The organism is Paenibacillus xylanivorans (genome assembly GCF_001280595.1).
Lineage (GTDB): Bacteria > Bacillota > Bacilli > Paenibacillales > Paenibacillaceae > Paenibacillus > Paenibacillus xylanivorans.
This window is the reverse complement of the sequence record NZ_LITU01000078.1, coordinates 185,676-211,369: the sequence shown is the minus strand read 5'-3', so window position 1 is coordinate 211,369 and position 25,694 is coordinate 185,676. Positions and strand designations below refer to the sequence as shown.

Annotated in this window: 24 protein-coding genes and 1 other annotated feature; of the genes, 7 read left to right on the top strand and 17 right to left on the bottom strand. The window is 46.9% G+C overall.

Annotated elements, in window-relative coordinates:
* Positions 1 to 196 precede the first annotated feature (196 nt).
* From AMS66_RS25685 to AMS66_RS25675, 3 genes are read right to left on the bottom strand one after another with little or no spacing between them, the layout of a single operon-like run.
* Positions 197 to 682, bottom strand: coding sequence for a MogA/MoaB family molybdenum cofactor biosynthesis protein (locus AMS66_RS25685; protein WP_053783478.1), 486 nt, complete (start codon positions 680 to 682; stop codon positions 197 to 199).
* Between the two features lie 37 nt (positions 683 to 719).
* Entirely contained in the window at positions 720 to 1,223 is a 504-nt protein-coding gene (gene moaC / locus AMS66_RS25680) for a cyclic pyranopterin monophosphate synthase MoaC (protein ID WP_330219355.1), read from the bottom strand.
* A 15-nt stretch (positions 1,224 to 1,238) separates the two neighbouring features.
* Entirely contained in the window at positions 1,239 to 1,877 is a 639-nt protein-coding gene (locus AMS66_RS25675) for a 5-formyltetrahydrofolate cyclo-ligase (protein WP_053783477.1), read from the bottom strand.
* A 278-nt stretch (positions 1,878 to 2,155) separates the two neighbouring features.
* On the opposite strand from AMS66_RS25675, the gene AMS66_RS25670 reads away from it, so the two are divergent.
* Positions 2,156 to 4,114: an ABC-F family ATP-binding cassette domain-containing protein gene (locus AMS66_RS25670; protein WP_053783476.1), complete on the top strand. Its 1,959-nt coding sequence runs from the start codon at positions 2,156 to 2,158 to the stop codon at positions 4,112 to 4,114.
* 558 nt (positions 4,115 to 4,672) lie between these two features.
* Here the strand turns inward: AMS66_RS25670 and AMS66_RS25665 are convergent.
* The 8 genes from AMS66_RS25665 to AMS66_RS25635 form a co-directional block, all read right to left on the bottom strand.
* Positions 4,673 to 6,229, bottom strand: coding sequence for a 2-isopropylmalate synthase (locus AMS66_RS25665; RefSeq protein WP_053783475.1), 1,557 nt, complete (start codon positions 6,227 to 6,229; stop codon positions 4,673 to 4,675).
* A gap of 212 nt (positions 6,230 to 6,441) precedes the next feature.
* Positions 6,442 to 6,785: a binding site (T-box leader), on the bottom strand.
* Positions 6,760 to 6,903, bottom strand: coding sequence for a hypothetical protein (locus tag AMS66_RS34875; protein ID WP_456238484.1), 144 nt, complete (start codon positions 6,901 to 6,903; stop codon positions 6,760 to 6,762). Its footprint overlaps the feature before it by 26 nt.
* 392 nt (positions 6,904 to 7,295) lie before the next feature.
* Entirely contained in the window at positions 7,296 to 8,351 is a 1,056-nt protein-coding gene (tsaD, locus tag AMS66_RS25660) for a tRNA (adenosine(37)-N6)-threonylcarbamoyltransferase complex transferase subunit TsaD (protein WP_053783474.1), read from the bottom strand.
* On the bottom strand, positions 8,348 to 8,869 hold the full coding sequence (gene rimI / locus AMS66_RS25655; RefSeq protein WP_024632864.1) for a ribosomal protein S18-alanine N-acetyltransferase: 522 nt from the start codon (positions 8,867 to 8,869) through the stop codon (positions 8,348 to 8,350). Before rimI ends, tsaD begins: the two co-directional genes overlap by 4 nt.
* A gap of 17 nt (positions 8,870 to 8,886) precedes the next feature.
* The gene (tsaB, locus tag AMS66_RS25650) at positions 8,887 to 9,735 is read right to left on the bottom strand and encodes a tRNA (adenosine(37)-N6)-threonylcarbamoyltransferase complex dimerization subunit type 1 TsaB (RefSeq protein ID WP_053783521.1); all 849 of its coding nucleotides are present in this window, start codon (positions 9,733 to 9,735) and stop codon (positions 8,887 to 8,889) included.
* A gap of 2 nt (positions 9,736 to 9,737) precedes the next feature.
* Positions 9,738 to 10,220, bottom strand: coding sequence for a tRNA (adenosine(37)-N6)-threonylcarbamoyltransferase complex ATPase subunit type 1 TsaE (gene tsaE / locus AMS66_RS25645; RefSeq protein ID WP_053783473.1), 483 nt, complete (start codon positions 10,218 to 10,220; stop codon positions 9,738 to 9,740).
* A gap of 196 nt (positions 10,221 to 10,416) precedes the next feature.
* Positions 10,417 to 10,593, bottom strand: coding sequence for an H-type small acid-soluble spore protein (locus AMS66_RS25640; RefSeq protein ID WP_053783520.1), 177 nt, complete (start codon positions 10,591 to 10,593; stop codon positions 10,417 to 10,419).
* 2 nt (positions 10,594 to 10,595) lie between these two features.
* Positions 10,596 to 10,892: a hypothetical protein gene (locus AMS66_RS25635; protein WP_053783472.1), complete on the bottom strand. Its 297-nt coding sequence runs from the start codon at positions 10,890 to 10,892 to the stop codon at positions 10,596 to 10,598.
* A gap of 197 nt (positions 10,893 to 11,089) precedes the next feature.
* On the opposite strand from AMS66_RS25635, the gene ku reads away from it, so the two are divergent.
* The 5 genes from ku to ligD all read left to right on the top strand — a co-directional run bounded on the left by ku (position 11,090) and on the right by ligD (position 16,478).
* The gene (gene ku / locus AMS66_RS25630) at positions 11,090 to 12,001 is read left to right on the top strand and encodes a non-homologous end joining protein Ku (RefSeq protein WP_053783471.1); all 912 of its coding nucleotides are present in this window, start codon (positions 11,090 to 11,092) and stop codon (positions 11,999 to 12,001) included.
* Positions 12,002 to 12,303: 302 nt separating this feature from the next.
* Positions 12,304 to 13,173, top strand: coding sequence for a VOC family protein (locus AMS66_RS25625; RefSeq protein WP_053783470.1), 870 nt, complete (start codon positions 12,304 to 12,306; stop codon positions 13,171 to 13,173).
* Positions 13,174 to 13,383: 210 nt separating this feature from the next.
* A complete protein-coding gene (locus AMS66_RS25620; RefSeq protein ID WP_053783469.1) occupies positions 13,384 to 14,481 on the top strand; it encodes a GerAB/ArcD/ProY family transporter in 1,098 nt (365 codons plus the stop codon).
* 59 nt (positions 14,482 to 14,540) lie between these two features.
* A complete protein-coding gene (locus AMS66_RS25615) occupies positions 14,541 to 15,506 on the top strand; it encodes an ATP-dependent DNA ligase (protein WP_053783468.1) in 966 nt (321 codons plus the stop codon).
* An 81-nt stretch (positions 15,507 to 15,587) separates the two neighbouring features.
* Positions 15,588 to 16,478 (top strand): non-homologous end-joining DNA ligase, encoded by an 891-nt coding sequence (gene ligD / locus AMS66_RS25610; RefSeq protein WP_053783467.1) that lies wholly within the window; start codon positions 15,588 to 15,590, stop codon positions 16,476 to 16,478.
* Between the two features lie 58 nt (positions 16,479 to 16,536).
* Here ligD and AMS66_RS25605 read toward each other — a convergent pair whose 3' ends face one another.
* Positions 16,537 to 17,481 (bottom strand): YitT family protein, encoded by a 945-nt coding sequence (locus AMS66_RS25605; RefSeq protein WP_407944572.1) that lies wholly within the window; start codon positions 17,479 to 17,481, stop codon positions 16,537 to 16,539.
* Between the two features lie 311 nt (positions 17,482 to 17,792).
* Positions 17,793 to 19,232 carry a cardiolipin synthase gene (cls, locus tag AMS66_RS25600; RefSeq protein ID WP_053783465.1) on the bottom strand — a complete coding sequence of 480 codons (1,440 nt, stop codon included), beginning with the start codon at positions 19,230 to 19,232 and terminating at the stop codon, positions 17,793 to 17,795.
* Positions 19,233 to 19,608: 376 nt separating this feature from the next.
* Between cls and AMS66_RS25595 the strand changes: the two genes are divergently transcribed.
* A complete protein-coding gene (locus tag AMS66_RS25595; RefSeq protein ID WP_053783464.1) occupies positions 19,609 to 20,955 on the top strand; it encodes a hemolysin family protein in 1,347 nt (448 codons plus the stop codon).
* A gap of 139 nt (positions 20,956 to 21,094) precedes the next feature.
* Here the strand turns inward: AMS66_RS25595 and AMS66_RS25590 are convergent, their stop codons facing one another.
* The 4 genes from AMS66_RS25590 to AMS66_RS25575 form a co-directional block, all read right to left on the bottom strand.
* On the bottom strand, positions 21,095 to 22,687 hold the full coding sequence (locus AMS66_RS25590) for an alpha/beta hydrolase family protein (protein WP_236703629.1): 1,593 nt from the start codon (positions 22,685 to 22,687) through the stop codon (positions 21,095 to 21,097).
* A 49-nt stretch (positions 22,688 to 22,736) separates the two neighbouring features.
* Positions 22,737 to 23,837 carry a DUF1648 domain-containing protein gene (locus tag AMS66_RS25585; protein ID WP_053783463.1) on the bottom strand — a complete coding sequence of 367 codons (1,101 nt, stop codon included), beginning with the start codon at positions 23,835 to 23,837 and terminating at the stop codon, positions 22,737 to 22,739.
* A 21-nt stretch (positions 23,838 to 23,858) separates the two neighbouring features.
* A complete protein-coding gene (locus AMS66_RS25580; protein WP_053783462.1) occupies positions 23,859 to 24,254 on the bottom strand; it encodes a GntR family transcriptional regulator in 396 nt (131 codons plus the stop codon).
* 316 nt (positions 24,255 to 24,570) lie between these two features.
* Positions 24,571 to 25,644 (bottom strand): AI-2E family transporter, encoded by a 1,074-nt coding sequence (locus tag AMS66_RS25575; RefSeq protein ID WP_236703628.1) that lies wholly within the window; start codon positions 25,642 to 25,644, stop codon positions 24,571 to 24,573.
* Between the last annotated feature and the right edge of the window lie 50 nt (positions 25,645 to 25,694).

Genomic DNA, 25,694 nt, shown 5'->3' with positions numbered 1-25,694 from the left:
ATTCCTCCTCGTTTCAAGCTTCAAAGATGCACACGCTTGGCCATATGCTCATGGATGTCTTTGCTTCATTTTGAATTATGTCAATCATACCATAGATGTAACCACTTACATAACCCACATTATTCACAAAAGAGACCTCGACATCCAATCATTTTCCCAGCTTGATTTCACACCTGCTACTATAGCCGTTTCTCACTTATTGCTTGAACTGACCCGTAACCATTAACAGTGCTTCTGGAAGTTGGTCCATAATGGCCGCCAAATGCTCATGCACACCCTTCGGCGTACCTGGCAGGTTGACAATCAATGTACGCCCTCGAATGCCGCATACGCCACGGAACAGCATCGCAGAACGATTCTTGCCAATGACACTGTATCTCATGGCTTCCGCCATGCCTGGAACTTCCCGTTCAATAACCCGCCGGGTCGCTTCTGGAGTAATATCACGAATCGCAAGCTCCGTACCCCCTGTGGTCAATACCAAATCAGCGTGAAAATAATCTGTCATCTCAATCAAAGCCGCGATAATCTCATCGGGTTCGTCCGGAACGATGCGGTACTCCACGATTTCCCCACCCAGTTCTTCTTCCACAAGCTCCCGGATCACTTGGGCGCTCGTATCCTCACGTTCCCCGCGGGCCCCTTTGTCGCTGGCTGTCAGGATTGCTGTTCTCCACACCATAAAGATCACCCTTCTCCTCTATGAAAATAAATGTCCCTTATCGGCTGAAATCGCCGTTTTTGCCACCACTTTTGGAATTCAGCATGGTTGGACCGATAATCATATCTTTTTGCATGGCTTTACACATGTCATAGATCGTCAGTGCCGCTGCCGACGCCGCCGTGAGCGCCTCCATCTCGACACCTGTCTTTCCTTCGGTTTTGACCGTAACTTCAATCTGCAATTCATCGACACCGTTGTCATGAAAACGGATATCCACACCCGTCAATGCCAATGGATGGCACATCGGAATCCAGTCCGACGTTTTCTTCGCGCCCTGAATGCCGGCAATTTGAGCCACAGCCAGAACGTCACCTTTGCCGATGCGGCCCTCCCGAATGGCTTCAAGTGTAGACGGATTCATCGTCACTTTGGATACCGCCACAGCTGTGCGCACGGTACTTTCCTTACCCGAAATATCAACCATCCGAGCACGTCCCTGTTCATTAAAATGAGTCAGTTTAGTGCCCGAAGCTTGGTCGTTATTCGCTTCTGAACTCAATCACATCACAACCCTTTATTCGATATGTAATATACCTTCGGTTGTCATCAACAGGTCAATCCGCAGATCAAGCGGGTCCATCGGAATTTCGTCCTGTAGTTGGCCCGGCAATACAAATGCAGCCATCAGTGGTCTTTTGTCGGTCATCGCACACTTTGCTGCAAGTGTCTCGGCAAAACGATCATAATAACCGCCGCCGTAACCAATGCGCCCTCCATGAAGGTCGTATCCCAGCCCCGGTACTATGACAAGATCAATATCAGGCCAGCTCTCAGGTTGCAGCAGTTCACAGGAATTCTTGGGTTCAGGTATCCCCCATATTCCCGGCTGAATATCCTGTTCACCCAGGACACGTCGCAATTCCATTCGAGCCGGATTTGCCTGCACTTTCGGTGCGAGCATCCTATCTCCATGCTTCCAGCCCTCTTCAAATAAAAAGGCTGTGGATGCTTCGCTTCCATAAGACAAATAACTGAATATCATAAGCTGCTTGCTACCCAGCTTCCATTTGTCCTGTCTAAGACGCTCCAGCTCCCGCTTCGTCACCACATTAATCTCAGTCATCACCTGCTGACGCGTACTTTCATCCATCAGATCCCGGCTCTGTCTCAGCTTGGAACGAAGGCGGCTTTTCTGTTCCGTATGATCCTGCATGTCCTTGAATAACCTCCTGTTGATCGGGAAGGTAAACTAGCTCTCATTTAAAACAATTTATATGTTATGCACCAGTTGTCATCGTGTTGGAATCGTTAAAATGATTCATTTTCTGCAAAATCCTCATGTAATAACATGCCTTCTTTCAGTTTATCATTGATTGACCAAAAAGACTACACGCCCCAGGCACTCCTAATCGGTGCATTTGCTCAGTATTTCATGTAAACTGGGATGTAGTTGTCAAATCAAGAACTGGACCTATGGAGGAACTTAATTTTATGCTGCTGCAAGTATCCGGAATTATCAAACGTTTTGGTGTCGATCCAATCCTGGACGGCGTGAACTTACAAATATTAGAACGCGAGCGCATCGGCCTCGTTGGTGTTAATGGCGCAGGGAAATCCACTTTGCTCAAAATCGTGGCTGGGGAAATGTCCTACGATGGCGGACAGATTTTCAAATCCAAGGAAACAACGCTTGGTTACCTCGCGCAGAACAGCGGACTGCAATCCGATCGCTCCATTTGGGAAGAAATGATGAATGTGTTCGCTCATCTGACCCAGGCAGAAGCCGAGTTGCGTCAAATGGAACAGGATATTGCCGACCCGGCTCAGATGGAAGATGAAAAAAAATATGCCGATTTGCTTGAGCGTTATGCCAAACGCTCTGACTGGTTCAAGGATCACGGCGGTTATGAGATGGAAACCCGTATTCGCAGTATTCTGCACGGGATGGGGTTCGGTGAATTCTCACCAAATACCCCAATTGCTACTCTGAGCGGCGGGCAAAAGACACGTCTTGCGCTTGCTCGCATTTTGCTTCAAGCCCCTGACCTGCTCATGTTGGACGAGCCTACCAACTATCTCGATATCGCCACCCTGACGTGGCTTGAAGATTACCTAAGAGGTTATTCCGGTGCCCTGCTCGTTGTATCCCATGACCGGTATTTCCTCGACCGGCTTGTCACAACCATCGTGGAGATCGAACGGCACCGCTCCAAAAAATATACGGGCAATTACAGTCGGTACATGGAACTCAAAGCTGCCGAGTATGAAAGCCAGATGAAGCAATATGAGAAACAACAGGATGAAATCTCCAAGATGGAGGAGTTTGTTCAGAAGAATATCGTACGTGCTTCGACGACCAAACGGGCGCAGAGCCGCCGCAAGGCACTCGATAAGATGGATCGACTCGATAAACCAATGGGAGATCTGAAAAAAGCTCACTTCTCTTTTGAGACGGCTGTCATGTCAGGCAAGGAAGTGCTCCGGGTGGATCAGCTTTCGGTTGCCTACGATGAGGCTTCGCCGTTGTTCCGCAATGTATCTTTTGATCTAAGACGCGGGGAAACGGTTGCTTTGATAGGGCCGAACGGAATCGGAAAATCCACCTTGCTGAAATGCCTCACTGGAAGTTTACGCCCCGTAAGCGGTGAGATCCAATGGGGAACCAAGGTGCAGATTGGCTATTATGATCAGGAGCAGACGGGACTTAACCCTTCCAATACCGTATTGGAAGAGCTGTGGAGTGCCTATCCCGGCATGGAGGAAGCGCGGATTCGTACAGTGCTTGGCAACTTCCTGTTCAGTGGAGATGATGTTCTCAAAAAAATCTCATCGCTCAGTGGTGGAGAAAAAGCACGTGTCTCTCTCTCCAAGCTCATGCTTAAGGAAGCCAACATGCTCATTCTGGATGAGCCTACGAACCATCTCGACCTATTTGCCAAAGAAGTGCTTGAAGCGGCGCTGATGGATTATGAGGGCACATTGCTATTCATCTCTCATGACCGGTATTTCCTCAATAAAATGGCTGAGCGTATTGTCGAACTGCATCCCGGAGGTACAGAGCATTATCTAGGCAATTATGATGATTATGTGGAGAAGAAACAGGAGCTTGAGGACATTGCGCGCGAAGCTGCGGAAGCACGTCAGGCCTCTTCCAAAAACTCGCCCAAATCTGATCCAAGCCTATCCGCAACCGAAAAATCCGGTGCCGCCTCATTCGAAGCGGACAAGCAGGCCAAGCGGGAAGAACGTAATCGCCAGCGCAAGCAGGAGGCTCTGGAACAGCAAATTGCGAAGCTGGAAACGGAAATCACGGAGCTTGAGGCACAGATGGCTCTGCCTGAAATATATCAGGATTATATGAAGCTGCAAGAACTCCAAGAATCAGCGGAGGATCACAAGCTTCAACTTGCCAAGGCGTATGAAGAGTGGGAAGAATTAGCTTTGGAATAGCAGGCAGATGACTCTTTTCATTCTAATCCAGACTGCTCTCCTGTGCCGAACAAGTAACAACAGTAAAAGCTGATTCCTTGACGGGGTCAGCTTTTTTGTTAATTATAACGAAAGAGATTTGACAAGGTTGTTTTCATATTTGTCAAATCTACCCGAATTCCGAAAAATATTTTTCCACTCGGCAGTCTCATATTTATCCACAAAAAAGAAAGATAGCAAGCAATTCACTTCATTTAATTATACGGCGGTAGAATAGCTTTTTTTGCACAAAAACCATATTTATCCACCGAGTTATGCACATTATCCACAACTTTGTGGATATATAGAGGCTTTTTTATCCCCTAACGCCTTTTATTTTCGAAAACATTACTGGTTTGACTTTGATATAGTTACCCACAAATTGCACTGGATATGTGGATAACTATAATCACATCTTGACAAACGTAGTCGTTCATCCATTTTCATCTCCTATAAAAGGACAAAAGCAGACCTCTGTATTCAAGGCCTGCCTCTTGTCGGCTTTTGATCACAAATTTATGTGATTTGACGGAGTACTATCTACGCATGCACAGGTTCATCACTCTCGGAAGTCTCTACCTTCAATCCGGCAGCATTACAAGCTGCAACATACGCCAGACCCGCAGCCATGACAATATCATTATGAGTTGCAGTCCCTCTGAATTCACGTCCTGCACGCTCCACGGTAACCGCAGCTTCCGCACTTGCAGCCTCTCCTCCGCTCAGCGCGTGCATCTCCATATCGACAAACGTAATATCGTCCGAAATACTTTGACCAATCGCACGAATGGTTGCATCTACCGGACCACCGCCGACAGCCGAGTAGGATTGCTCTCCTGCACTTGTTCGAATGCGAACTGCTGCCATTCGATCGGTCATACTTCCTGCTGTTACCTGCAATTCAATCAGCTCATAATCCTGCGCAGGGATATTCATGGTTTGGCTCACCATCTGCAATAACTGGTCATCACTGACCACTTTTTGTTGATCGGCGGTTTCTTTAAATACCTCATACAGTTGTTCCATCTGCTGCTCATCCGGTTCAAAACCATATTTGCGAACCCGATCTTTCAAAGCGTGACGACCGGAATGTTTGCCCAGAATAATCATGCTGCGCGGAATTCCCAGCGCTTCCGGGTCCATAATCTCATACGTACTCCGATTCTTGAGCAGACCATCCTGATGGATACCAGACTCATGCTGGAAGGCGTTGCGTCCTACCACCGGTTTGTTGTAGGCAATCGGGAAATGCATCGCACGGCTAATCTGACGCGATGTCTCATACATCTGGTTCAGTTTGATATTCGTTGTTGCGCCAATCACGTCTCCCCGCGTTTCCAGAGCCATAATCAGTTCCTCCAGTGCACAGTTGCCCGTCCGTTCTCCCACACCGTTAATGGTTACTTCAATTTGGGAAGCACCGTTGGCAATCGCAGCCAGACTGTTCGCAACCGCAAGGCCCAGATCATTATGACAGTGTGCGCTGTAGCGAACCTTGTCTCCGCCTCTTGCACCCTCACGTACCTGACGGAACATCTCTCCATATTCATGCGGCAGTGCGTACCCGACCGTATCTGGCAAATTGATAATACTTGCGCCTGCTTCAATGGCTACTTCAACCATCTCAATCAGATCGTCCATCTTCGTGCGTGCTGCATCCATGGCGGTGAATTCCACTATATCCGTGAACTGACGCGCATAGGAGACCATCTCCCGCGCAGTAGCTACAACTTCACTGCGCGGACGGCGCAGTTGATGCTCAATATGGATGTCCGAAGAGGAGATAAACAGGTGAATCCGGCGGCGTGCTGCGTCAGCCGTTGCTCGAACGGCTGCATCAATATCCCCTTTGACCGCACGCGCGAATCCGCAAATCTCCACGTTTTGCAGTTGTCTGGAAATCGCCTGAACCGCCGCGAACTCACCTGGACTTGAGATCGGGAATCCAGGCTCGATGACGTCAATGCCCAGAGAAGCCAACTGATGTGCCAGTTCAATTTTTTGCTCAGGCTGCAGACTCGCTCCCGGTGCTTGCTCTCCATCGCGCAGTGTTGTATCAAAAATCTCAATCATTCGTTTGTTATTGTTCGTTGTCATATTCATCAACCTCCATCAAATTTGAATGTATATTGGTTATTGGGGATGTGAACGAGATATTCATTTCCCGTTTTCTATGTTTATTCATTTTGCATTCCATGCCGGCGTGCACGTCGACTTGCACACCCGGTGTATTTCTTTTTAACCGTGATTATGGATTTCCATCGCCCACCCTGCTGCCGACAGCAAACACAAATAACCCGCCATCTCATCTAAGAGACGGCGGGTTATTATCCCTCCGCGGTACCACTCTTGCTTGATGGTCCAGGCTTGCGCCAGGCACCATCCACCTCGTCATCTCCAGCCATATCGATTGTCTATGCGTACATGCAACACGTACAACCAACAGCCGGAGAAACACCCTGTAACGGGGGTTAGCCGTTGCTGTGTACCACATGCCCTTTCGTCCATAAGGACAATGGGATGAGACATTGGTCTCCATGCTTCCACAGCTCCGTTCCCGGGCGAGATTCAAACGATTCCAGCCACTGCGTCGCACCACCCCGCAGCTCTCTGTGCGCTTTATCGTTTTACTGCTCCCGTTCATTACATTTATGATATGTGATCATGAATTCATCACCATTTTGAAAATCAAAAAAGCCTGCCATCTCCTGCAATAATGCAAGAGACGACAGGCTGTTCACCTTCGCGGTACCACTCTTGTTGACTTTCATTTCCTTCGAGCTGATCCTGTATGCGTCCATACCGTATCATTGCCCAAAGTGACAAAAGCCCCCTCAGTTATTGTTGATCTTCTACCGATATGTCATCCGGATCCCATCAACAACGGCCCATTCACGGAGGCAACCCGTAACCATGTACTTTGGGCCATCATCGGCCTTCGGCTTCTCCCAGGGAGTTACCGTGTTCCATCGTTCCGCTTCCAGGTGAGTTTCAGGTTTCCTTCGACTGCGTTGCACCACCCCGCAGCTCTCTAAGACCGGGAAATACCCTACTGTTCCTGTTCATTGCGTTTTCAGTTCAGGAATCTAAATTCCCGTTTTAATTTGTAATTAATATACAGTCTTCACATGAGGCTGTCAAGTCTTCATATACATCTGCCTGTCTATAGCGATTGAACAGACCATGCCTCAAGTGAAAGTCCAGGATCTGCTTTGGCATCGAATTCCGAGATTTCTCCCCGCTGCCACTTCAAATATGCCGCAGCTCCAATCATCGCTGCATTGTCGGTACAATACTCCATCGGCGGGATCAGCAATTCGAGCCCTTCCTTGGCACAACGCTCCTGCAAAGCTGAACGCAATCCCCGGTTTGCAGCAACGCCACCGCATAACAACAATTGACGTGATCCATACTCACGGACAGCCCTTACCGCTTTCTCTACCAGCACTTCAACAACAGCTTCCTGGAAGCCCCTTGCCACAACAGATGGTTCAAGCGTTTCTCCGCGCATTTTGGCTTGATTCAACACATTCAGTACAGCAGATTTTAAGCCGCTAAGGCTGAAATCATACGAATCCGCTTCAAGCCAGACGCGCGGCAAAGGTACCGCCTGCTCGGCTTCAGCAGCCATCCGGTCCACATGTGGTCCTCCCGGGTAGGGACAACCCAGTGCACGCGCCACTTTGTCATAAGCTTCGCCTACCGCGTCGTCACGCGTACGCCCGATCAGTTTGAACTTGCCTTCGGATTCCATATGCACAAGCTCTGTATGACCACCCGAAACAACCAATGCCATCGCTGGATATTGCAGCTCATGGGTAAGTCTGTTGGCATAGATATGTCCTGCAATATGATGTGTACCAATGAGCGGTTTGCCAAGGGCCATGGCCATGGTTTTGGCTGCAACGATGCCGACCAGCAATGCACCAACCAGACCAGGCCCTTGTGTCACGGCGATCGCACTCAAATCGCGCGGACGAATGCCCGATTGCTCAATAGCCTGCTCCAACATCAATGTAATGACTTCAACGTGTTTACGTGAAGCCACTTCAGGCACAACCCCGCCAAATGCCTTATGTGTCTCGATCTGACTTGAGATCAGATTGGACAGCACTTCCCGTCCATCCTTGACTACCGCTACGGATGTTTCATCACAGCTTGTCTCCACGGCCAATATATAAGATGGTGTCGAACTTAGCTTTTCATTGAAATCATTCATGAATCCGTTACGCTTCCTTCCTCTTCGCCGCTTCGGTCTGCGGGCGGCAAATTCGCCCACATAATCATCGCATCCTCCCCATTGTCGGAGTAATAGCCTTTGCGAAGACCCGCCGATTCAAACCCTTTTTTCTGATACAAGCTCTGGGCAATCCGATTCGAAACCCTGACTTCCAGGGTCATTCGTTCCATCCCGAGATAAGCCGCTGTTCTCATCAATTCGTCCAGCAGCTTCTCGCCCAGCTTGCGTCCACGATAGGCTTCCCTGACCGCAATATTGGTAATGTGAGCTTCATCCATGATCGTCCACATGCCGGCATAGCCGATCGCCGTTCCTTCCAATTCCATGACCATATATTTCGCAAAATGATTGTGTGTCAATTCATTCTGAAACGCTTCTTCCGTCCAGGGCAGGGTGAAGGCTTCATGTTCAATAATCATTACATCGGGAATGTCATCCAGAGTCATGAACCTGAACTGAAGCGCTGCTTCCTGCTCTTCTTTCTCCACGTTGTCCATCTGCTTCCCCTCCCCCTTTAGCCTTTGCGCAGCAGATTGGCTTCCGCTTCAGCCAGCTGGGTATAGTTGGGCACCAGTGCATGCACGTCATCTCGCTGACCTGCAAGCAGCGCTTCGGCGCCTAGGCGCCCAACCCAGCGGCCCTCCAGCTCATAGGGCACGAGCTGGAGCGCCGTTCCTGCGGGGCAGCGAAGCTCAGCCGCTGCCGCCGCATGCGGGCCCGTCTCGCCGACAATCCAGACGGCAGCGGGCCGCTCTTCCGGCGCCGCCTCCGCCATGCGGGTGGCGAGGGCTTCAAGCCATCCGTCCACCAGACGGATGGCATCCGGTGCCAGCCGCCGGGGCGCAGCGCTCCCGGCGGAGGCAAACAGCGCGGTATAGGCTTGACCGCGCCGTGCATCCACAAGCGGAACGATCCAGTGGACAGGGGCGGCACCCGTGCTGCCCTGGTCCGCGGATGGCGTTCCGCCAGCCCCTGCTGCGGCATCCTCTGCCGCAGCTTCGGCCTTGGCGGCGAGGCCGCTGTGCCAGCCGCCCCAGGCCAGGGCCTGAAGGCTGGACACCCCGGCAACGGGGATGTCCCACGCCCAGGCTAGCGTTTTCGCCGCGGTCACCGCAATGCGGATGCCCGTGTACGAGCCCGGGCCAATGCCGACGGCAATGCCGTCCAGCTGTCCCGGCTGCGTGCTGCTGGCCTCCAGCAGCTGCTCCATTACAGGCACGACGTGTACCGAATGGTTGCGTTCTGCCCGTTCATTGCGTTCTTCCAGAAGGGCGTGGCCTTCCATTACTGAGGCTGCCATCACCGCAGTCGAGGTATCCAACGCCAAAAACCGCTGGCGCGGCTTTTTTTGTAAATCTTCCATCATCATTTGACTCCATTCTGTCTGAACTGTCGGCACATGGCAGCATACGTCTCGCCATACCCATCCAGCGTAATCGTTCGATCCTCCGGACCCGTCGTCTCAATCTGCACATGTAAGTGTTCCTGCGGCAGCAATTCGGGAATGATGCTGGACCATTCTACCAGACTAACTCCGGCTCCATAGAAATACTCATCAAGTCCAAGCTCGTCCGCTTCTTCCAGCGATATGCGATACACATCCATGTGATACAAGGGCAGACGCCCTTCATATTCCTTAATCAGTGTAAACGTGGGGCTGTTGACCACATCACGTACACCCAAATGCCAGGCAAACTTCTGTGAAAATGCCGTTTTGCCCGCACCCAGATCACCGTCCAGTGCAATCACCATGCCGGCGGTTGCCTGTTCAGCGAGTGCGGACGCGAGTACTTCTGTATCTGCAATGCCATGGGAATGATACACCCACTGCTCATGCGTCTGATTCAATATACGCCCCACCTTTGGCGGTCCAGCCGCCTGAGTTCACTTTGAACCTTATTATATCGGTCCCATTCTTCCCCCGCAACATCGAAGGAACAGAAGAAGGTCAGAAGCCAAGCCAACATTCACACGAATGACAAATAAACCGGCCCCTGACGGCACCGGCCTTTCTTGGACATCCCACAGCATGTCCTTTCGCCTTCTATTCTTCCAAACGATCTACACGCACAGTCTGGGTATTCCCCGGTCTGCTGCCTACCTGCACCGTTGCCATGCCATTGGCTTCATCCACATTTTCGATCCAGACCGGATCTCCTTCCAATGTAACTGCAATCGTATCTTTGGAATCATAAATGGCTTTCGCGCGTTTCACATCCAACATTATTCATACTCCCCTTCCGGATCATCATGCGATTCCCGCACCATGCTATCTGTCGTACTTTCACCGATATAACCGTTATCTTCCGTGACTTGTCCACCGCCCAGACCCTCATTCACCATCCGGTCAATGTCCAGCATGAAAGACTCCCTGTCAAGCGGCAGCTCTTCTGATGTGACAGCCTCCCAGTTAACCGCTGTTGCAGGTGTATGAAAACCTTCAGACCCTTCCGACTTGGCACGAGGATACGGAGAGAACGTATGGGCATGAGCTTCAGCTTCGTCTCGTTTGTTCTTCATAGGAGTACCTCCTGACGTGATAGTTGATAACTAACATCATCCTCTTTCAAAACCAGCGTTTTACATCGCAGATCTTAAGGATGTTTCTGTTATCATCCCCCACTCTTTGTGAAGCATACCGCTTCCGAGGAAATACGGTTATCCCGCCCGTGAAATGCCCATACTATTCATAAAATGTTCTCGGAAAGGAGCCGTTTATGCATACGGTCTGGAAAGGTGCCATTAGCTTTGGTCTGGTTCATGTTCCTGTCAAAATGTTTTCGGCTACCGAAGACAAAGACATCTCCATGCGTTATATTCACAAAGTCTGCGGCAGCCCACTTGCTTATGTACGTAAATGTCCTTCCTGCGAAGTTGAGGTTCAATGGGAAGAGATCACCAAAGGATATGAGTATGAGAAAGGCAAATTCGTCTTGTTCGAGAAGGACGAACTTGAGGCGTTAAATGATTCCAGCAGCAAAACCATTACCATTCTGGATTTTGTGGATTTAACAGAGATTGATCCGATTTATTTTCAAAAAACGTATTACCTCTCCCCCGATCAAGCCGGTGGAAATGCATATCAGCTGTTAATGACTGCCATGCGCGATACAGGCAAGATTGGCATCGCCAAAATATCCATTCGTTCCAAAAGCAGTTTGGCTGCGATCCGTGTACTGGACGATTGCCTCTCCATGGAAACCATTTTCTATCCGGACGAGATCCGTCCCGTCTCTCAGGTTCCCAACCTGCCCGAGGTTCTGAACGTAAACGAGAAGGAATTGACGATGGCAAAACTGCTGATTGATCAATTATCTACTCCTTTTGAACCCGGTAAATATACAGACGACTACCGTGCCAAACTGCTGGATCTGATCAATCACAAAGTTGCAGGTGAAGAAATCAAGATCGCTCCAGCCAAACCGGAAGCCAATGTCATGGATTTAATGGCAGCACTGCAAGCAAGTATAGAAGCTGTGAAGCCCATTCCAACCGATCCCGGAACCACCACAGCCAAACCCAAGAAACGTGCTCCCAAGAAAACTTCGGTACAAGCGACAGCTGGGGGAGAAACAGAGACTCCTGCTCCTACCAAAAGAAAGAAGGCTGCGTCTAAGCCCAAGGCGTAAGCGGCAAGCAGCAAAGAGTTTCGCTTTGCCTCAACATCAACATTGGAGATCCGGCCCTGAAGCCGGATTTTTTTTAGTCCATCATTGCAGTAATACTCACACCAAAATGATCACACCAAAACCGAAAATACAATTGACGAAAGTTGATTTATATTTTATATTAACTTATGAAAAGTAACTTATTTATGAATGTACAGTTGAGCCTCATATCAACATGAGCAAGACATTACAATAGCTCTATTACATTGCCTAGGACAGAATCTAAACAATCCAACTAAACTTGTTTTCAGGAGGAACTCATTATGACTACTACTTATCAAATTCCTGCTACAACCCATCTGGGTGAAGTAAGTCTGCGAATCAGCAATTTGGAACGATCCATTCAATTTTACACCGAGGTTGTCGGGCTGAAACTGCTTGAACGCAGTGAAAAAATCGCTACATTGACAGCCGATGGAAAGCAGTCCCTTCTGCGCCTTGAGAAGTTAACCGATGCAGTGACGATGCCTGTTCGCTCCACTTCAGGCCTATATCACTTCGCCATCCTGCTGCCTGACCGCAAATCACTGGGCCTTGCCCTCCGTAATCTGGCTGAATCCGGCATCGAAATTGGTCAGGGTGATCATCTGGTCAGTGAAGCATTCTACATTTCCGACCCGGATCAGAACGGTATCGAAATCTATGCAGATCGTGCCCGGGACACCTGGAAACGGGATGCAGACAATAACTACATTATGTCAAGTGATCCCATTGATGTAGATAGCCTGTTCGCTCTGGCCGCAAACGAGCCATGGCAAGGTCTGCCTGCCGGAACAGTCATTGGTCATGTTCATTTCCATGTACGCAGTCTGGAAGAGTCACGTCGTTTCTATACGGGAGTGCTTGGTTTTGATATCGTTGGTAACTTCGCCAACATGTCCGCCCTGTTTGTGTCCGCAGGCGGTTATCACCATCACATCCGGCTAAACATTTGGGCTGGTGCAGGTGCACCTGTAAATCCGGACAATGCGACGGGAATTGACTACTTCACCATCATTTATGACGGAAAAGAACAATTGGAACAAGCCGTAGAACAACTGCGTCAATCGAATACTTCTATTGAACAGCAAGGTAAAGACTGGTTTACTGTAGATCCACAGAATATTCGCATTCGCTTGACCACTACGAGCTGACACGGGAATCCGTGACGTGAATGCTGTGCGTAGAGTACTCTAACTAGCCCGAACACAAATTTCCTCTCTTCATCTGGGGAAATTAGTTGTCCGGGCTTTTTTGCCCACCTTTTTTATGTTGATATATGCCTTTATCCATTTCCTAATAAAATTGGTGTAATTGGTGCATCCTAACCAAATATCTAGATCGACATGCGAAGGAGAACCCACATGATTGAAAAGGGGCATTTAACTGTAAGACAACTGGGCTCCCTGATGTTCTTATGCACGATTGGTGAACAGATTATCGTCTTCCCCTCGATGATCACATCGTATGCGCATCAGGATGCATGGTTGTCCGCATTATTGGGCGTTGCTGGAGGAGCCGGGGTCTTGTCCATCATGCTCGTTGTATACAAACTGCAGCCCCGAATGAATCTGATTCAACATGCACTGCATACTCTTGGGCCCTGGATCGGGGCTTTGATCAGCTGTTTTTATCTATTCTATTTTCTAATGGGTACCTCCGCGTTCATAAGAGAAATTGGGGACTTCATGACGACACAGATCCTGCCTGAATCCCCGCTCCTAATTGTGAATTTGCTCTTTGTTTCTACCCTTGCTTTGGGACTCCTTTCTGGTCTGGAACCTATCGGCAGGAGTGCCGAGATATTTCTTCCCCTGATCGTGCTGTTCCTGCTCATTCTGACTGTCTGTCTGTTCCCACATTCACATCTGGACAACATCAAGCCCGTTCTCGCGGAAGGCTTTCTAAATCCCTTTAAAGGCTTTGTCGCTGTGCTTACCTATCCTTATTGTGAATTGTGCATCTTTCTTATGCTCTTTCCTTATGCCAAAAAGGAAGCACATTGGGAAAAGGATATCCTTCTGGCAGCCATCATAGGAGGATTGATGCTTACCCTAACGCTAACCATCTGTCTGCTGGTCATGGGTCCATTTATGACGCAGCACCATTGGTTCGCAGCATTTAATCTGTCGCTGAAGATCAATATAGGCAACTTTTTGCAGCGCATTGAGGCATTTATGGCTTCCGTCTGGATTATTGCCGTCTTTTTCAAAAGCATTCTGTTCTTCTATAGCTTTGTACTCGGAATCACCCATCTCTTCAAATTGTCCAGCTATCGTCCACTCATTTTTCCTTGTGCCATGTTGATTCTGGCCATGTCCATTGTTCTAGCTCCCAACGAAAATTTCTATCTCAAAGTTGTTATTCCGTATTGGATTGATTGGGACCTGACCTGTGGCATCGGGATTCCTTTGCTGCTCATTATGGTACATAAACTAAAGACACGACTGCGGAAGGGTTAAACTTGCACTAGGGGATCAACCTCCATACACATTTGATAGAGGAAAGGAGTTTTCAATACATGTTCAATCCCCTGGTTCCTTTTGAACCTATTTCCCGAGATGTGATTCCTATCGGGCCAAACTGGATTGCCCAAATCAAATGGGATGGGGTCCGCATGCTTGCTTACGAGGACGGACAGGGAATTCAGTTGATTAATCGCAGATTACACAACCGAACTGCACAATATCCTGAGTTGGTCCAGCCACGCAATCTGTGCTCCGTCCCTTCTTATATTTTGGATGGAGAGATTATTGCCCTTGACCCGGATACGGGAAAACCGTCCTTCTATCACGTGCTGCGGCGAGATCGCATGAGCAGACCGGATGGCATTGCCCAAGCTGTAAACCAGATTCCGGTGACTTATATGGTATTTGATATTCTTTTCTGCGATGGGGTATGGGTCACAGATCAGCCTCTTGCAGAACGCCAACGTTTGCTGCATCAAGTTCTGAATGCTGCTCCCCATGTTCAGGAGGTGACCAACACGCCAGATCCAGACGCCCTGCTCACTGTGATGAGACAGCACCAGATGGAGGGAATTGTATGTAAAGACCTTTCCAGTACCTATGGAATCAACGGTAAGGATCAACGCTGGCAGAAGGTCAAAATTTTCCACGATCTATATGCGATGATTGGCGGGGTCACCTACCGCAGCGGTATCGTCAATGCAATCGCAGTCGGTGTATACGATGGGCCTAACTTTGTCTATATTGGTCATGTCGGCACTGGTAAACTGAACTCGGACTCCTGGCGTGAACTAACCGAGGAAGTACAGTCTCTCATTCGCCAGGACAGACCGTTTTATAATGTACCCGAGAGAAGCGCGGAGACGACATGGATCGAACCACAGATCGGTGTCAAAGTGCAATTCATGGAACTTACCCATCATCGAACACTACGCCATCCCAGTATCCAGACTTTTGCTTCAGTAACACATGAGGAGTGTCAGATCAGCCAGATCAGTCATCTTGTTCCTGAACAATAGACCACTTTTTCCATCCGCCTGAGATAGTAAGAGGGCTTTCCATTTATAAATCATACTTGTTCACCACAGGAGGTGTTCTTCATGGCCCGCACGATAAAAGGCACCATAACCATTAATGGAATGGAACTTACCGTGACCAATCCGGACAAGCTGTTATGGCCGGAAGCAGGTGTAACCAAGGCCATCTATTTACAAAAGTTGGCTGCACTGGCTCCCTATCTACTTACTTACACCCGAAATCGACTGCTCACCACGATACGTTATCCACATGGTGCAGGCGGTGAGTTTTTTTATCAGAAAAATGCACCAGAGCCCGTTCCCGAATTTGTACGAACGGAGATGCATGACGGGATACGATATGTGGTGATGAACGACCTGCTTGATCTGCTATGGCTTGGCAATTTGGCCGCGCTGGAGTTTCATCCTTCCTTGCATGCCATAGGCAGCCACCTGCCTTGCGAGTGGATGATTGATCTCGATCCTTCACAGGAAGAAGAGCCTCGCATCATGCAGGCAGCCCTGATCGTGGGGGAAACGCTGACCTCGCTGGGTCTGAGATCGGTACCGAAAACCTCCGGTGCCACAGGTATCCAGATTATTGTTCCGATCCGCCAAGGTGTAACCTTCGATGAATTAAGGGACATCGGTTATTTTGTAGGCAAATACGTGACTCAAAAACATCCGAATCTATTTACACTGGAACGACTAAAAAAAGACCGGGGGGACCGTATTTATTTTGATTACCTTCAGCATTACGGTGGCAAAACGCTCGCAGCTCCCTACACTCCCCGCGCCAAACCAGGCGGTACGGTGTCTACTCCGCTCACATGGGATGAGGTTCGGAACAACGTATCGATTAAGGATTACCACTTGATGAACATCGTGGAACGCCTGATACAGACCGGGGATCTGATCGCAGCTGTTGAACCCCAACCTGTTGAACTGATTATCCAGCATTTAAAACAAAAATAGCCGGTACCCTCAAACCAAGGGTACCGGCTATTTTTTCGTTTACGCGCGATGAGATTCGCTAATGTATACCTTTTTTCTTGAAACGTCCGCCCTTCACATCGTGGATGTTACCAATCGCCACAAAGGCATGTGGGTCCCAATCTTCAACAATGGACTTCAACTTAGCTTCTTCCAAACGGGTAATAACGACAAAGATAATTTTCTTCTCGTCTCCGCTGAAGCCGCCCTCTCCATCCAGGAAAGTGACACCACGGCCAAGACGGTCGGTCAAGGCTGACCCAATATCACGATACTTCTCGCTAATAATCCATACCGATTTGGATTGATCCAATCCTTCATTCACAATATCAATCATCTTCATTGCAATATAATAAGCAATCATGGAATACAGGGCGTTTGGCCAGCCAAATACAAAACCTGCACCAGCAAAAATAAATACGTTAATGAACAGTACGATCTGACCTACGGACAATGGTGACTTCTCGCTAAGCAGAATAGCAACAATCTCCGTACCATCCAGTGAACCGCCAGAACGAATGACGAGACCAACACCAACACCCAAGATCAATCCGCCAAATACCGCTCCAAGCAGTGGTTCACCTGGCGTCAGTGCAGGAACATGGTGTAACAATGACGTTCCAATGGACATCACAACGATCCCGAGCAGTGTAGATAACGCAAACGTTTTACCAATTTGTTTATACCCCAGAATCAGGAAAGGCAAGTTAAGCAAGGTTAGGAAAATTCCGAGTGGCAGATGTGTAAGCTCTGACACCATAATCGAGATCCCTGTTATTCCCCCATCAATAACGCCATTTGGCACGAGAAATACTTCGAGTGACACAGCCATCAGTGCAGCACCGACCAGAATCATCACAATGCGCTGCAGAAGCTTCAATGAAAACACCGAGCTCTTAACATTGCGGTCCGGCTTGGATGTTAGTTCTTTAACCGATACATTGGACATGGTATCCCCCCCGTTTTGATCAATATGTGAATCCATTTCATAAATCATTTAAGTACCTAAGAGGAACCCTGCATACAGAGGAACAACACCGTTCCAAAGCTCTATGCACCCCGTTATAAAAGCACCTAAAGGCTATATGAAATGTATTCAAGGTTGTCTTAATTCCGGTTGACACTTCCAAAAGAGAGCAAAAGGGAGCCTGTTTTCCCGCAGACTCCCCTCCTTCGCCAAGACATAATTTATATAAACATTATATCATAAAAGATCAAATTTGAGCAAAATAGTTAGCAAAAAGAAGATAAATTCACAAAAAGTGAACTTATCTTGATAAATCCGCCCTATAACGGCTAAAGCAGCGGAGAAAGCATGCGAGAAAGCATTTCTGCCCCTTTTTGCCACCGTGAACGCTGCTGAAACACCTTCACCTCAATCTGACTGCATTGGTCCAGATCACGTTCAAAGTCTTCGGTCAGTCTCTCCATAGATGACATCTCGAACAATACGGCAGTCAACTCGAAATTGCAGAAAAAACTGCGCATATCCATATTGGCTGTGCCTACCGTCGCAAGCAAATCATCCACAATCAAGACCTTGGCATGCACAAAACCTTTGCGATATTGATAAAACTTCACTCCCGCACGCAACAATTCTTCCACATAGGACATAGAAGCCAGATGCACAAGCCGGGAATCCGATTGATACGGAATGATGATTTTCACATCCACCCCACTGACTGCAGCCGTCTTGATCGCTTCGTACAATGCGGGATCGGGAATGAAATAGGGTGTTGTGATGTATATGCGTTCGCATGCCACAGAAATCGCCCCAAAGCACATTTCCTGAATGGCATCCCAGTCCTGATCCGGTCCACTGGCCAGAATCTGAATCCGCTCATTCCCGCTGCAAATATGTGGCGGGAACAGTTCTGTCAGTTGAGGCTCAGTAATCTGCTCGCCGGAAGCGAGCTTCCAGTCGTTCAAGAACGTATTTTGCAGGAAATATACGGCATCCCCCTCGATCTGTACATGGGTATCACGCCAGAATCCAACCTCCGGATATTGTCCGAGATAATCATCTCCTATATTAATACCACCCACAAATCCAATCCTTCCATCCACCACAACAATTTTACGGTGATTCCGGTAGTTCACCCTTCGGTCAATCGTTGCAATGAGCGGTGGCAGAAAATAATGAAACTCCACTCCTGCATCCTGAAATTTGCGGATAAAGCTCCAACTCATCTTGTGACTGCCGAGTCCATCGCAAATCAACCGCACTTTGACGCCTTCTTTCGCCTTGCGAATCATCACGTCCTGAAATTTTGTACTGATGACATCATCCCGAAAAATATAAAATTCAACATGCAGATGGTGCTTTGCCTGCTCCATTGCCCTCAACATGGCTTCAAATGTCTCTTCACCATTCGTAAGTACTTGACTCCGGTTGCAGCCTGTAATTGGGCTCTCAGACAGGTGTGACAGCATGTTGAACAAACGGTGCTGGTGGGTGTATCGACTGCCCGACATCTGATCAGCATGCTCAACAATATGAGCCTGCTCCCAGATCGTTTCCCGTATTTCCCGAAAGATACGCGAACCGCCCTTACGTACCTTCTTGCGTTTGTTGTAGTCCTGGGCGACAAAATAATACACGACAAAGCCAATCAAGGGTACACAGAATAAAATAAAAAGCCATGCCACAGCTTTCGCCGGATTGCGGAATTCCAGCAACAGAATAGTGGCTGCCTGAAAAGTAAATACGAGCAATATAATGACCAGCCAAAACATTCGGCTTCCTCCTCATGGCAAGGTGTAACCCTGCCGTTCTCTCTCACTGTACAAGCTTTGACGATAAAGCCTTTAGCTAATCATTAGATACCCAATGTATGCCCTGTTCGTAACGTTTGCTTAGATAAAATTTTACATACAAAGCTGATCGGCAAAGGCACCAAGCCATTTCAGTCCATAATTTGATGTTGTATATTCTGACTGTGTTCCCTTCTACATATGATTCTTTCAAGTCAGCGGATCGGCACTCCATCGCCATTTCGCACACTTCGCCTTCCAGACTCTTCCTCTTTTCTTGATCGGAAGGTGGTCTTCTTACGTAAAATTAGATATAATATTCGTTAAAAACTTATTACTTAAAGGAGAAGACTAGTTAATGGACAGTGAGAGGTATGCGTTAAATTTAGTATTGGTTGCGATTTTGATAGGATTTTCGGCGTTTTTTGTTGCGGTGGAATTCGCATTGGTGAGGATTCGTCCAAGCCGGATCGACCAAATGATTGCAGAAGGAAACAAGCGTGCCCTGGCTGTCAAACAAGCCGTTGCCAACCTGGACGGATATTTGTCCGCCTGCCAGTTGGGTATCACGATTACATCTCTGGGACTGGGCTGGCTGGGTGAACCAACGGTTGAGAAAATTCTCCACCCTGTGTTCGAAAGCATGAGCATGCCTGAGACAGTTTCTTCATTCTTGTCGTTTGTTATTGCGTTTGTTGCCATCACGTATTTGCATGTGGTCGTTGGTGAACTTGCCCCTAAAACGATTGCGATTCGCAAAGCCGAAGCCGTTGCTCTGCTGACGTCTACACCTATCATCTGGTTTAACCGAATTATGTATCCTTTTATCTGGCTGTTAAACAGCTCAGCGAATCAACTGGTCAAGTTGTTCGGAATCAAACCTGCATCCGAGCATGAAGATGCGCATTCGGAAGAAGAATTACAGTTTATTATCAATGAAAGCTTTGAGAGTGGAAAAATCAATCAGGCCGAATTTGGATATGTAAGCCGGATTTTTGCTTTTGATGAAATGCTTGCCAAAGAAATCATGGTACCCCGGACTGATATGGTCTGCCTTTATGTGAATAGATCGAACGAGGAAAATCTGGATATTATCCGTCAAGAACAATATACCCGTTTTCCAGTTGTCAATGAAAGCAAAGACGATATTATCGGTATCATTAATACCAAACAATTTTTCCTGGAATTATACGGAAACGAAGAACCCGTCGATCTATCTTCCCTGATTCAGCCTGTATCGGCTGTTCACGAAACAACTCCGGTTAAGGATCTGCTGAAGAAGATGCAGAAAGATGGCGTGCACATTGCCGTGCTGGTCGATGAGTATGGAGGTACTTCCGGAATCGTAACGATTGAAGATGTGCTTGAACAGATCGTCGGTGAAATCCGGGATGAGTTCGACGCAGATGAAGTGGAAGAAATTCAGGTCATTAATGAGAACTATGTGATTATGGATGGCAAGGTATCCTTGTCCAAGGTAAATGACATGTTTATGTCCCACCTGGATGCAGATGAATGGGACACGATCGGTGGATGGCTCTATAGTCATCGTCCAGAGATGAATGAACAGGAAGAATATGAGTTCGAGAATCTGACCTTTGTTTTGCTGGAAAAAGATAAGAATCGTTTCTACAAAGTCGCTGTAGTTCCGAAGGAACCACTGACTATGTCCGACTACGCCGATGAAGATGAGAAAGAGGCCTAATTGAGCTAAATAAAGCAACTTCAATCTATAATAAGAAGAGCACTTGCCTATATAGGTAAGTGCTCTTCTTATTATTTCCCACTCAATATGTCACTTTCCATGTGATCACTCAACAAGAATGGAACTCACCGTCCCGTTTTTAGTTTGAATTTAATACCCACTTCGCAATATCATCGATAATGGCTTTGGAGACATTAGATGGCTCAGCGTACTCTTGACCAATCGAAAGTCCATCATAGCTAGATAAAATATGGTTTACCTTTGGATAGCTATTGTACGTTACATTGGAATGACCTTGAAGAGCCAATTTCCAGTTTTGGAATTGATTCATAGACACTTGCACATCATTTTCGCCTTGTATAACAAGCATAGGAGTATTTTGTGTTTTAGCCAGTTCCGCAGGCACATAATCTCTCTGCTCAAACCACCAATAAGCAGGTTGAAGTGGAAACGCCTCAGGAAGATGATCTACAGAATATTTAGGATCTTTAACTATTGCAGCAACATTTTTATAAAAATCTGCTTGTCCTTTCATGATCTCCGTGTCTAAACCAAGCTGCTTCATCCGATCTATCAATTCGTCCTGCTGCTCGGTAAGCACATCTACAAAGCTACTACTTGGTGCAGCAAGTAGTATTCTTCCTGCAATATCATGTTGTTTATCCTCAGCAATGATTAACGGTAAGGCAAACCCGCCTTGACTATGTCCAGCCACAAAAATCGCTGTAGAATCAATATGTGTATTCTTTTTAAGTAATTCTACTGCATCGGTTACCTGATCTACGCTTTCTTGTTTCAATGTAAATTTAGGCTGTGAAGCAACCTTATAGGTATGCTCATACGTGACCTTATCGTATCTTAATACAGCAACTCCTTGTGAAGCTAAACCTACCGCAAGATCGCGAAATGGCTTTGCACCACCAATGGCAGCATCTTGATTGCTAGCCCCGGATCCGTGTACCAGAATTACAACTGGGAAAGGCCCCTCTCCCTTGGGCAAAGTTAGTGTCCCTGGTAAAGCTAAATCACCCTGCCCAACCGTAATGTCTTGTTCTGTATAGGCAGAGGGGTCGTCGTAGCTTGGTTTTTGATAAACATTTGGAGTAGCGGCGGCAATATACAAGTCATCCACAAGTCCGTTATGATTCATTCTGACCGTAATATTTAAACGAGTAAGTTCTGTCTTATAAGTATAGGTCACATTGCGATGCACTGAGTTATTCTCTACGTGTTTAGCTATGGCTTTATTTGTAATTTTGCCATTTTGACCTTCTAATGCTGCCCATAGCTTACTCAACAACGTGGGTGACAACACTCCGCTAACAGAGGTATGAACATACTTCGCAGCTTCCTTGCCATTGCCCTCACTAATAAGTGAAATGAATATATCCTCAGGTGCTGCCTTCAGTGTCTCGGTAAGAAATCCCCCATCCATAAAGGTAACTCCTTTCGTTAACTGAACAGGATTGTCTAAGGGTACGACTTGCCCATTCACCATCGCCTGTTTCTCCCCTACCTTGACAACAATAGCAAGCTCATTTTTTCGTATTGTGATATGTCCTGTTTTTTGTTGCCAAGATACCTCTGCCCCATTCTTTTCTGCAATCTCACGAATAGGAACTAGATTTTCACTACCAGCGGGTTTTTCAGCAGCTGCTGAGATGGATGCCACCGGTAGGATGAGACATGCAGAAATAAGAGAAAGTAATAGCTTTTTCCAATGGTTCATCATAATAACTCCTCCTAATCAATTTTTATTATATGCATAGATATATGAGCATTTATTGGCTCAGGACTCTACTTATAACAACAATAGCAATGATGAATAACAACAGGACCCAAGATAGTGGACGAGCGAAGTTAATAGTCCAGCCTATTCCATAACGCTTTTCTACGGTAAAAGAAGGATCATTGGCATTGAAGTAAATAAAACCAAGCTTCCAATTATCATCGTCATTCACAGGCTGCTCCATGGATCTTTCGCGATCCTCTTGATGATTCCGAATTTTCCCACCGCCTTGTCTGCCTGTGAGAGACAGCCATACAGCGCCTATAACGATCACGACAGGGATAATGAAGCTAATACCTGTTAACAAGACCAGATTCAGGACAAACATATTCATCTGAATGAAGGCAAATAAAATGGTAAGAAGCAACCCTGCTATCATCGTAAATAGGGACCATTTACGGCGGAATTGAATATTTTTAGCAGCAAATTGGGCTGGATCAGAAGTGGTAAGCTGTTGTTTGCTTGTTTTAATACTCCAGTTCACCAACATCATAAGTGCAATGATTCCTAGCTGTACAAGATTAATAGCCAATACCGAAAGGTAGGTTTTAGGCACACTGGAAGTGACATTGCCCTGAAGATCATATTTTATTGGAATGACGTTAGGTAGTGACTTATAATTCAAGATTGAAATGATCGCAATGGCTACAATAATAGCAATGTGAATGAGAAACCAATAGTTGGAATAGGTGAGTTTATTTTGGCGGAAGGTGGTATCGATTTTAACCCTTTGAGGTGCTTCTACAGTTGTAAGTGTTCCCTTTATCTTTTTCATCTTGAAATGAAATAATATATTTAGTGCTGCCCAGAACACAATGAATATCATTGTGAAAACACCGGTGATCATTGCGGTAGACTCTTCATTAGCAGATCGGAGTAAATACAGACAGACAAGTATAACCATCCCGTTTCCGATCAGACTTACTGTAGCAAACGTAATCCGTAGCTTACGTAAGATTGGTGTGTAGTAATTATATTCACTTATCGTAACCCCAAAGCTAATTCTTTCCCTTGTCACATATGGTGTAAAGGATAGAAGTAGGGCTAATGGAGCAAAGATTAAAATGATAGGTAATATACTAAATACTTGCATACATAACACTCCCTTGATTCTTTATTCTTTGTTGTCACCCATCTTTACATCATCATACATTTGGTCTAATACCGCAGATAGTTCCTCTTTGGTCATTCCGCGACATATCGCTTCGGCAATAATCGGTCTTAATTCTCTCTGCTGCTTTTTCAAAAAATCATCCGTTAAATCAGGCATTCCATCAGGGTTCACTACGACTCCCTTTTGTCTATGAATTAGAATGTATCCATCTTGCTTGAGTAGTGTATAAGCCTTGTTGACCGTATGAAGGTTAACACCAATATCTGCTGCCAAATTCCGAACCGAAGGTAACGCCTCACCTAGCTGTAACTCGCCACTAGCAATGCCTTCAATAATTTGATAAACAAGTTGCGAATAGATGGGAAGTTCGGATTGCATATCCAGTTGAATAATCAAGAGTTCACCTTCTCTTCGTCTTCTGTTATATATCAAGTATAACAGATAGAACATGAATGGGCAATAAGTATGGAAATAATAAAGTGTGTGTACAAGGGGGATTGATTCAGGAGTTTATATCACGAGTATATGAGTTATTTTGGCTCACCCACATTTTGTGTCGTTTATTATGAATAAAGCCGCATATCCATCGCGAGGGCATGTTTACCTGACCCTTCACCATTGATATGCGGCTTATCCCCTGATGAGTTTATCTATGTGATTCAAGAGCAAACATTAGTGGAGGCACATGACAGAGTTGTATTTCAAATTCCATTCAAAGTTCAGTCTTATCTTCGACAATCCGATAATGGATTTTGCGAACGATAATTTTCAGGATCATATATAACGGAATAACGATAATCATACCCAGGATGTTTCCCAGGTCCGCACCCACGAGCAATAAGATAACGGTAGTCAGTGGATGAATATCGAGCTGCTTGCCATAGACGTAAGGTGAGATCAGGTTATCCTGAATTTGCTGTGCAATCACAATGATGACCAGTGACCAGATGGCCATCGAAGGTGATTCAATAAACCCGACAATGACAACCGGAATAGCAGCGAGCAAAGCCCCCACATAAGGGATAAAGTTCAGAATAATGGATACGGCGGTTAGCAGTAACGCATAAGGCAAACCCAAGATGAGAAAACCAATGTACATCAGAATGCCCAGAGCTACATTAACAATGACACGTCCTACAATATAGCTGCTTAAAGCTTCATCGATTTCATGGACCGTCTCTTCTCCATCCTTACGGTAACGTCTCGGGAGCAACAGTGTGAGATTGGTTCCGAATTTGCTACCTTCCTTGAGCATGTAATACAGCATGATCGGGAACGTCGCCAGAATGATAACCAGATTGGATACGACCGAGAATAACCCGGATACATAATCAGTTACCTGGGCAATCCCTTGACTCAGAAAATCGGAGAAGCGCGAGAACAGGTCGGAATCCTCAGGTAGATACTTTGAAAGGAAACCGCTTCTTTCGAATTCAGCCAACTGATCACTGAGCGAAGTAACCAGTACCGGGGCATTCTCCACAAAATTCAACAGTTGCTCACGCAGTGAAGGCCATACAAGCACACTGAATCCTGCCAGGATCAGCGCGATCACCACGTAAATGATAAGGACTGACAGTGCACGCTTCATTTTGTGCCGTTCCATATAGTCGACGAGCGGACGCAGCAAATAATAGAAGAAACCGGCAATCAGCAGCGGAATGATGATGATGTGAATCAGCGAGGTCAGGGGGCTGAAAATAAAGTTGACTTTATCCCCCAAATACACGATGAGCAGCAGCAAAATAATCGCTGTGCATACACGGTAAAACTTGTTGTTTATCAAGAAACGTGATCCCTCCATACGCTGCTCTGCCAAATACGACTGCGGCGATA

Excerpts from the sequence above, each read along its gene's own strand:
- AMS66_RS25685 (WP_053783478.1), bottom strand. The coding sequence starts at position 682 with ATGGTGTGGAGAACAGCAATCCTGACAGCCAGCGACAAAGGGGCCCGC.
- AMS66_RS25675 (WP_053783477.1), bottom strand. The coding sequence starts at position 1,877 with ATGCAGGATCATACGGAACAGAAAAGCCGCCTTCGTTCCAAGCTGAGA.
- AMS66_RS25670 (WP_053783476.1), top strand. The coding sequence starts at position 2,156 with ATGCTGCTGCAAGTATCCGGAATTATCAAACGTTTTGGTGTCGATCCA.
- AMS66_RS25665 (WP_053783475.1), bottom strand. The coding sequence starts at position 6,229 with ATGACAACGAACAATAACAAACGAATGATTGAGATTTTTGATACAACA.
- AMS66_RS34875 (WP_456238484.1), bottom strand. The coding sequence starts at position 6,903 with ATGAAAGTCAACAAGAGTGGTACCGCGAAGGTGAACAGCCTGTCGTCT.
- tsaD (WP_053783474.1), bottom strand. The coding sequence starts at position 8,351 with ATGAATGATTTCAATGAAAAGCTAAGTTCGACACCATCTTATATATTG.
- rimI (WP_024632864.1), bottom strand. The coding sequence starts at position 8,869 with ATGGACAACGTGGAGAAAGAAGAGCAGGAAGCAGCGCTTCAGTTCAGG.
- tsaB (WP_053783521.1), bottom strand. The coding sequence starts at position 9,735 with ATGGAAGATTTACAAAAAAAGCCGCGCCAGCGGTTTTTGGCGTTGGAT.
- AMS66_RS25635 (WP_053783472.1), bottom strand. The coding sequence starts at position 10,892 with ATGAAGAACAAACGAGACGAAGCTGAAGCTCATGCCCATACGTTCTCT.
- ku (WP_053783471.1), top strand. The coding sequence starts at position 11,090 with ATGCATACGGTCTGGAAAGGTGCCATTAGCTTTGGTCTGGTTCATGTT.
- AMS66_RS25625 (WP_053783470.1), top strand. The coding sequence starts at position 12,304 with ATGACTACTACTTATCAAATTCCTGCTACAACCCATCTGGGTGAAGTA.
- AMS66_RS25620 (WP_053783469.1), top strand. The coding sequence starts at position 13,384 with ATGATTGAAAAGGGGCATTTAACTGTAAGACAACTGGGCTCCCTGATG.
- AMS66_RS25615 (WP_053783468.1), top strand. The coding sequence starts at position 14,541 with ATGTTCAATCCCCTGGTTCCTTTTGAACCTATTTCCCGAGATGTGATT.
- ligD (WP_053783467.1), top strand. The coding sequence starts at position 15,588 with ATGGCCCGCACGATAAAAGGCACCATAACCATTAATGGAATGGAACTT.
- AMS66_RS25605 (WP_407944572.1), bottom strand. The coding sequence starts at position 17,481 with ATGGATTCACATATTGATCAAAACGGGGGGGATACCATGTCCAATGTA.
- cls (WP_053783465.1), bottom strand. The coding sequence starts at position 19,232 with ATGTTTTGGCTGGTCATTATATTGCTCGTATTTACTTTTCAGGCAGCC.
- AMS66_RS25595 (WP_053783464.1), top strand. The coding sequence starts at position 19,609 with ATGGACAGTGAGAGGTATGCGTTAAATTTAGTATTGGTTGCGATTTTG.
- AMS66_RS25590 (WP_236703629.1), bottom strand. The coding sequence starts at position 22,687 with ATGATGAACCATTGGAAAAAGCTATTACTTTCTCTTATTTCTGCATGT.
- AMS66_RS25585 (WP_053783463.1), bottom strand. The coding sequence starts at position 23,837 with ATGCAAGTATTTAGTATATTACCTATCATTTTAATCTTTGCTCCATTA.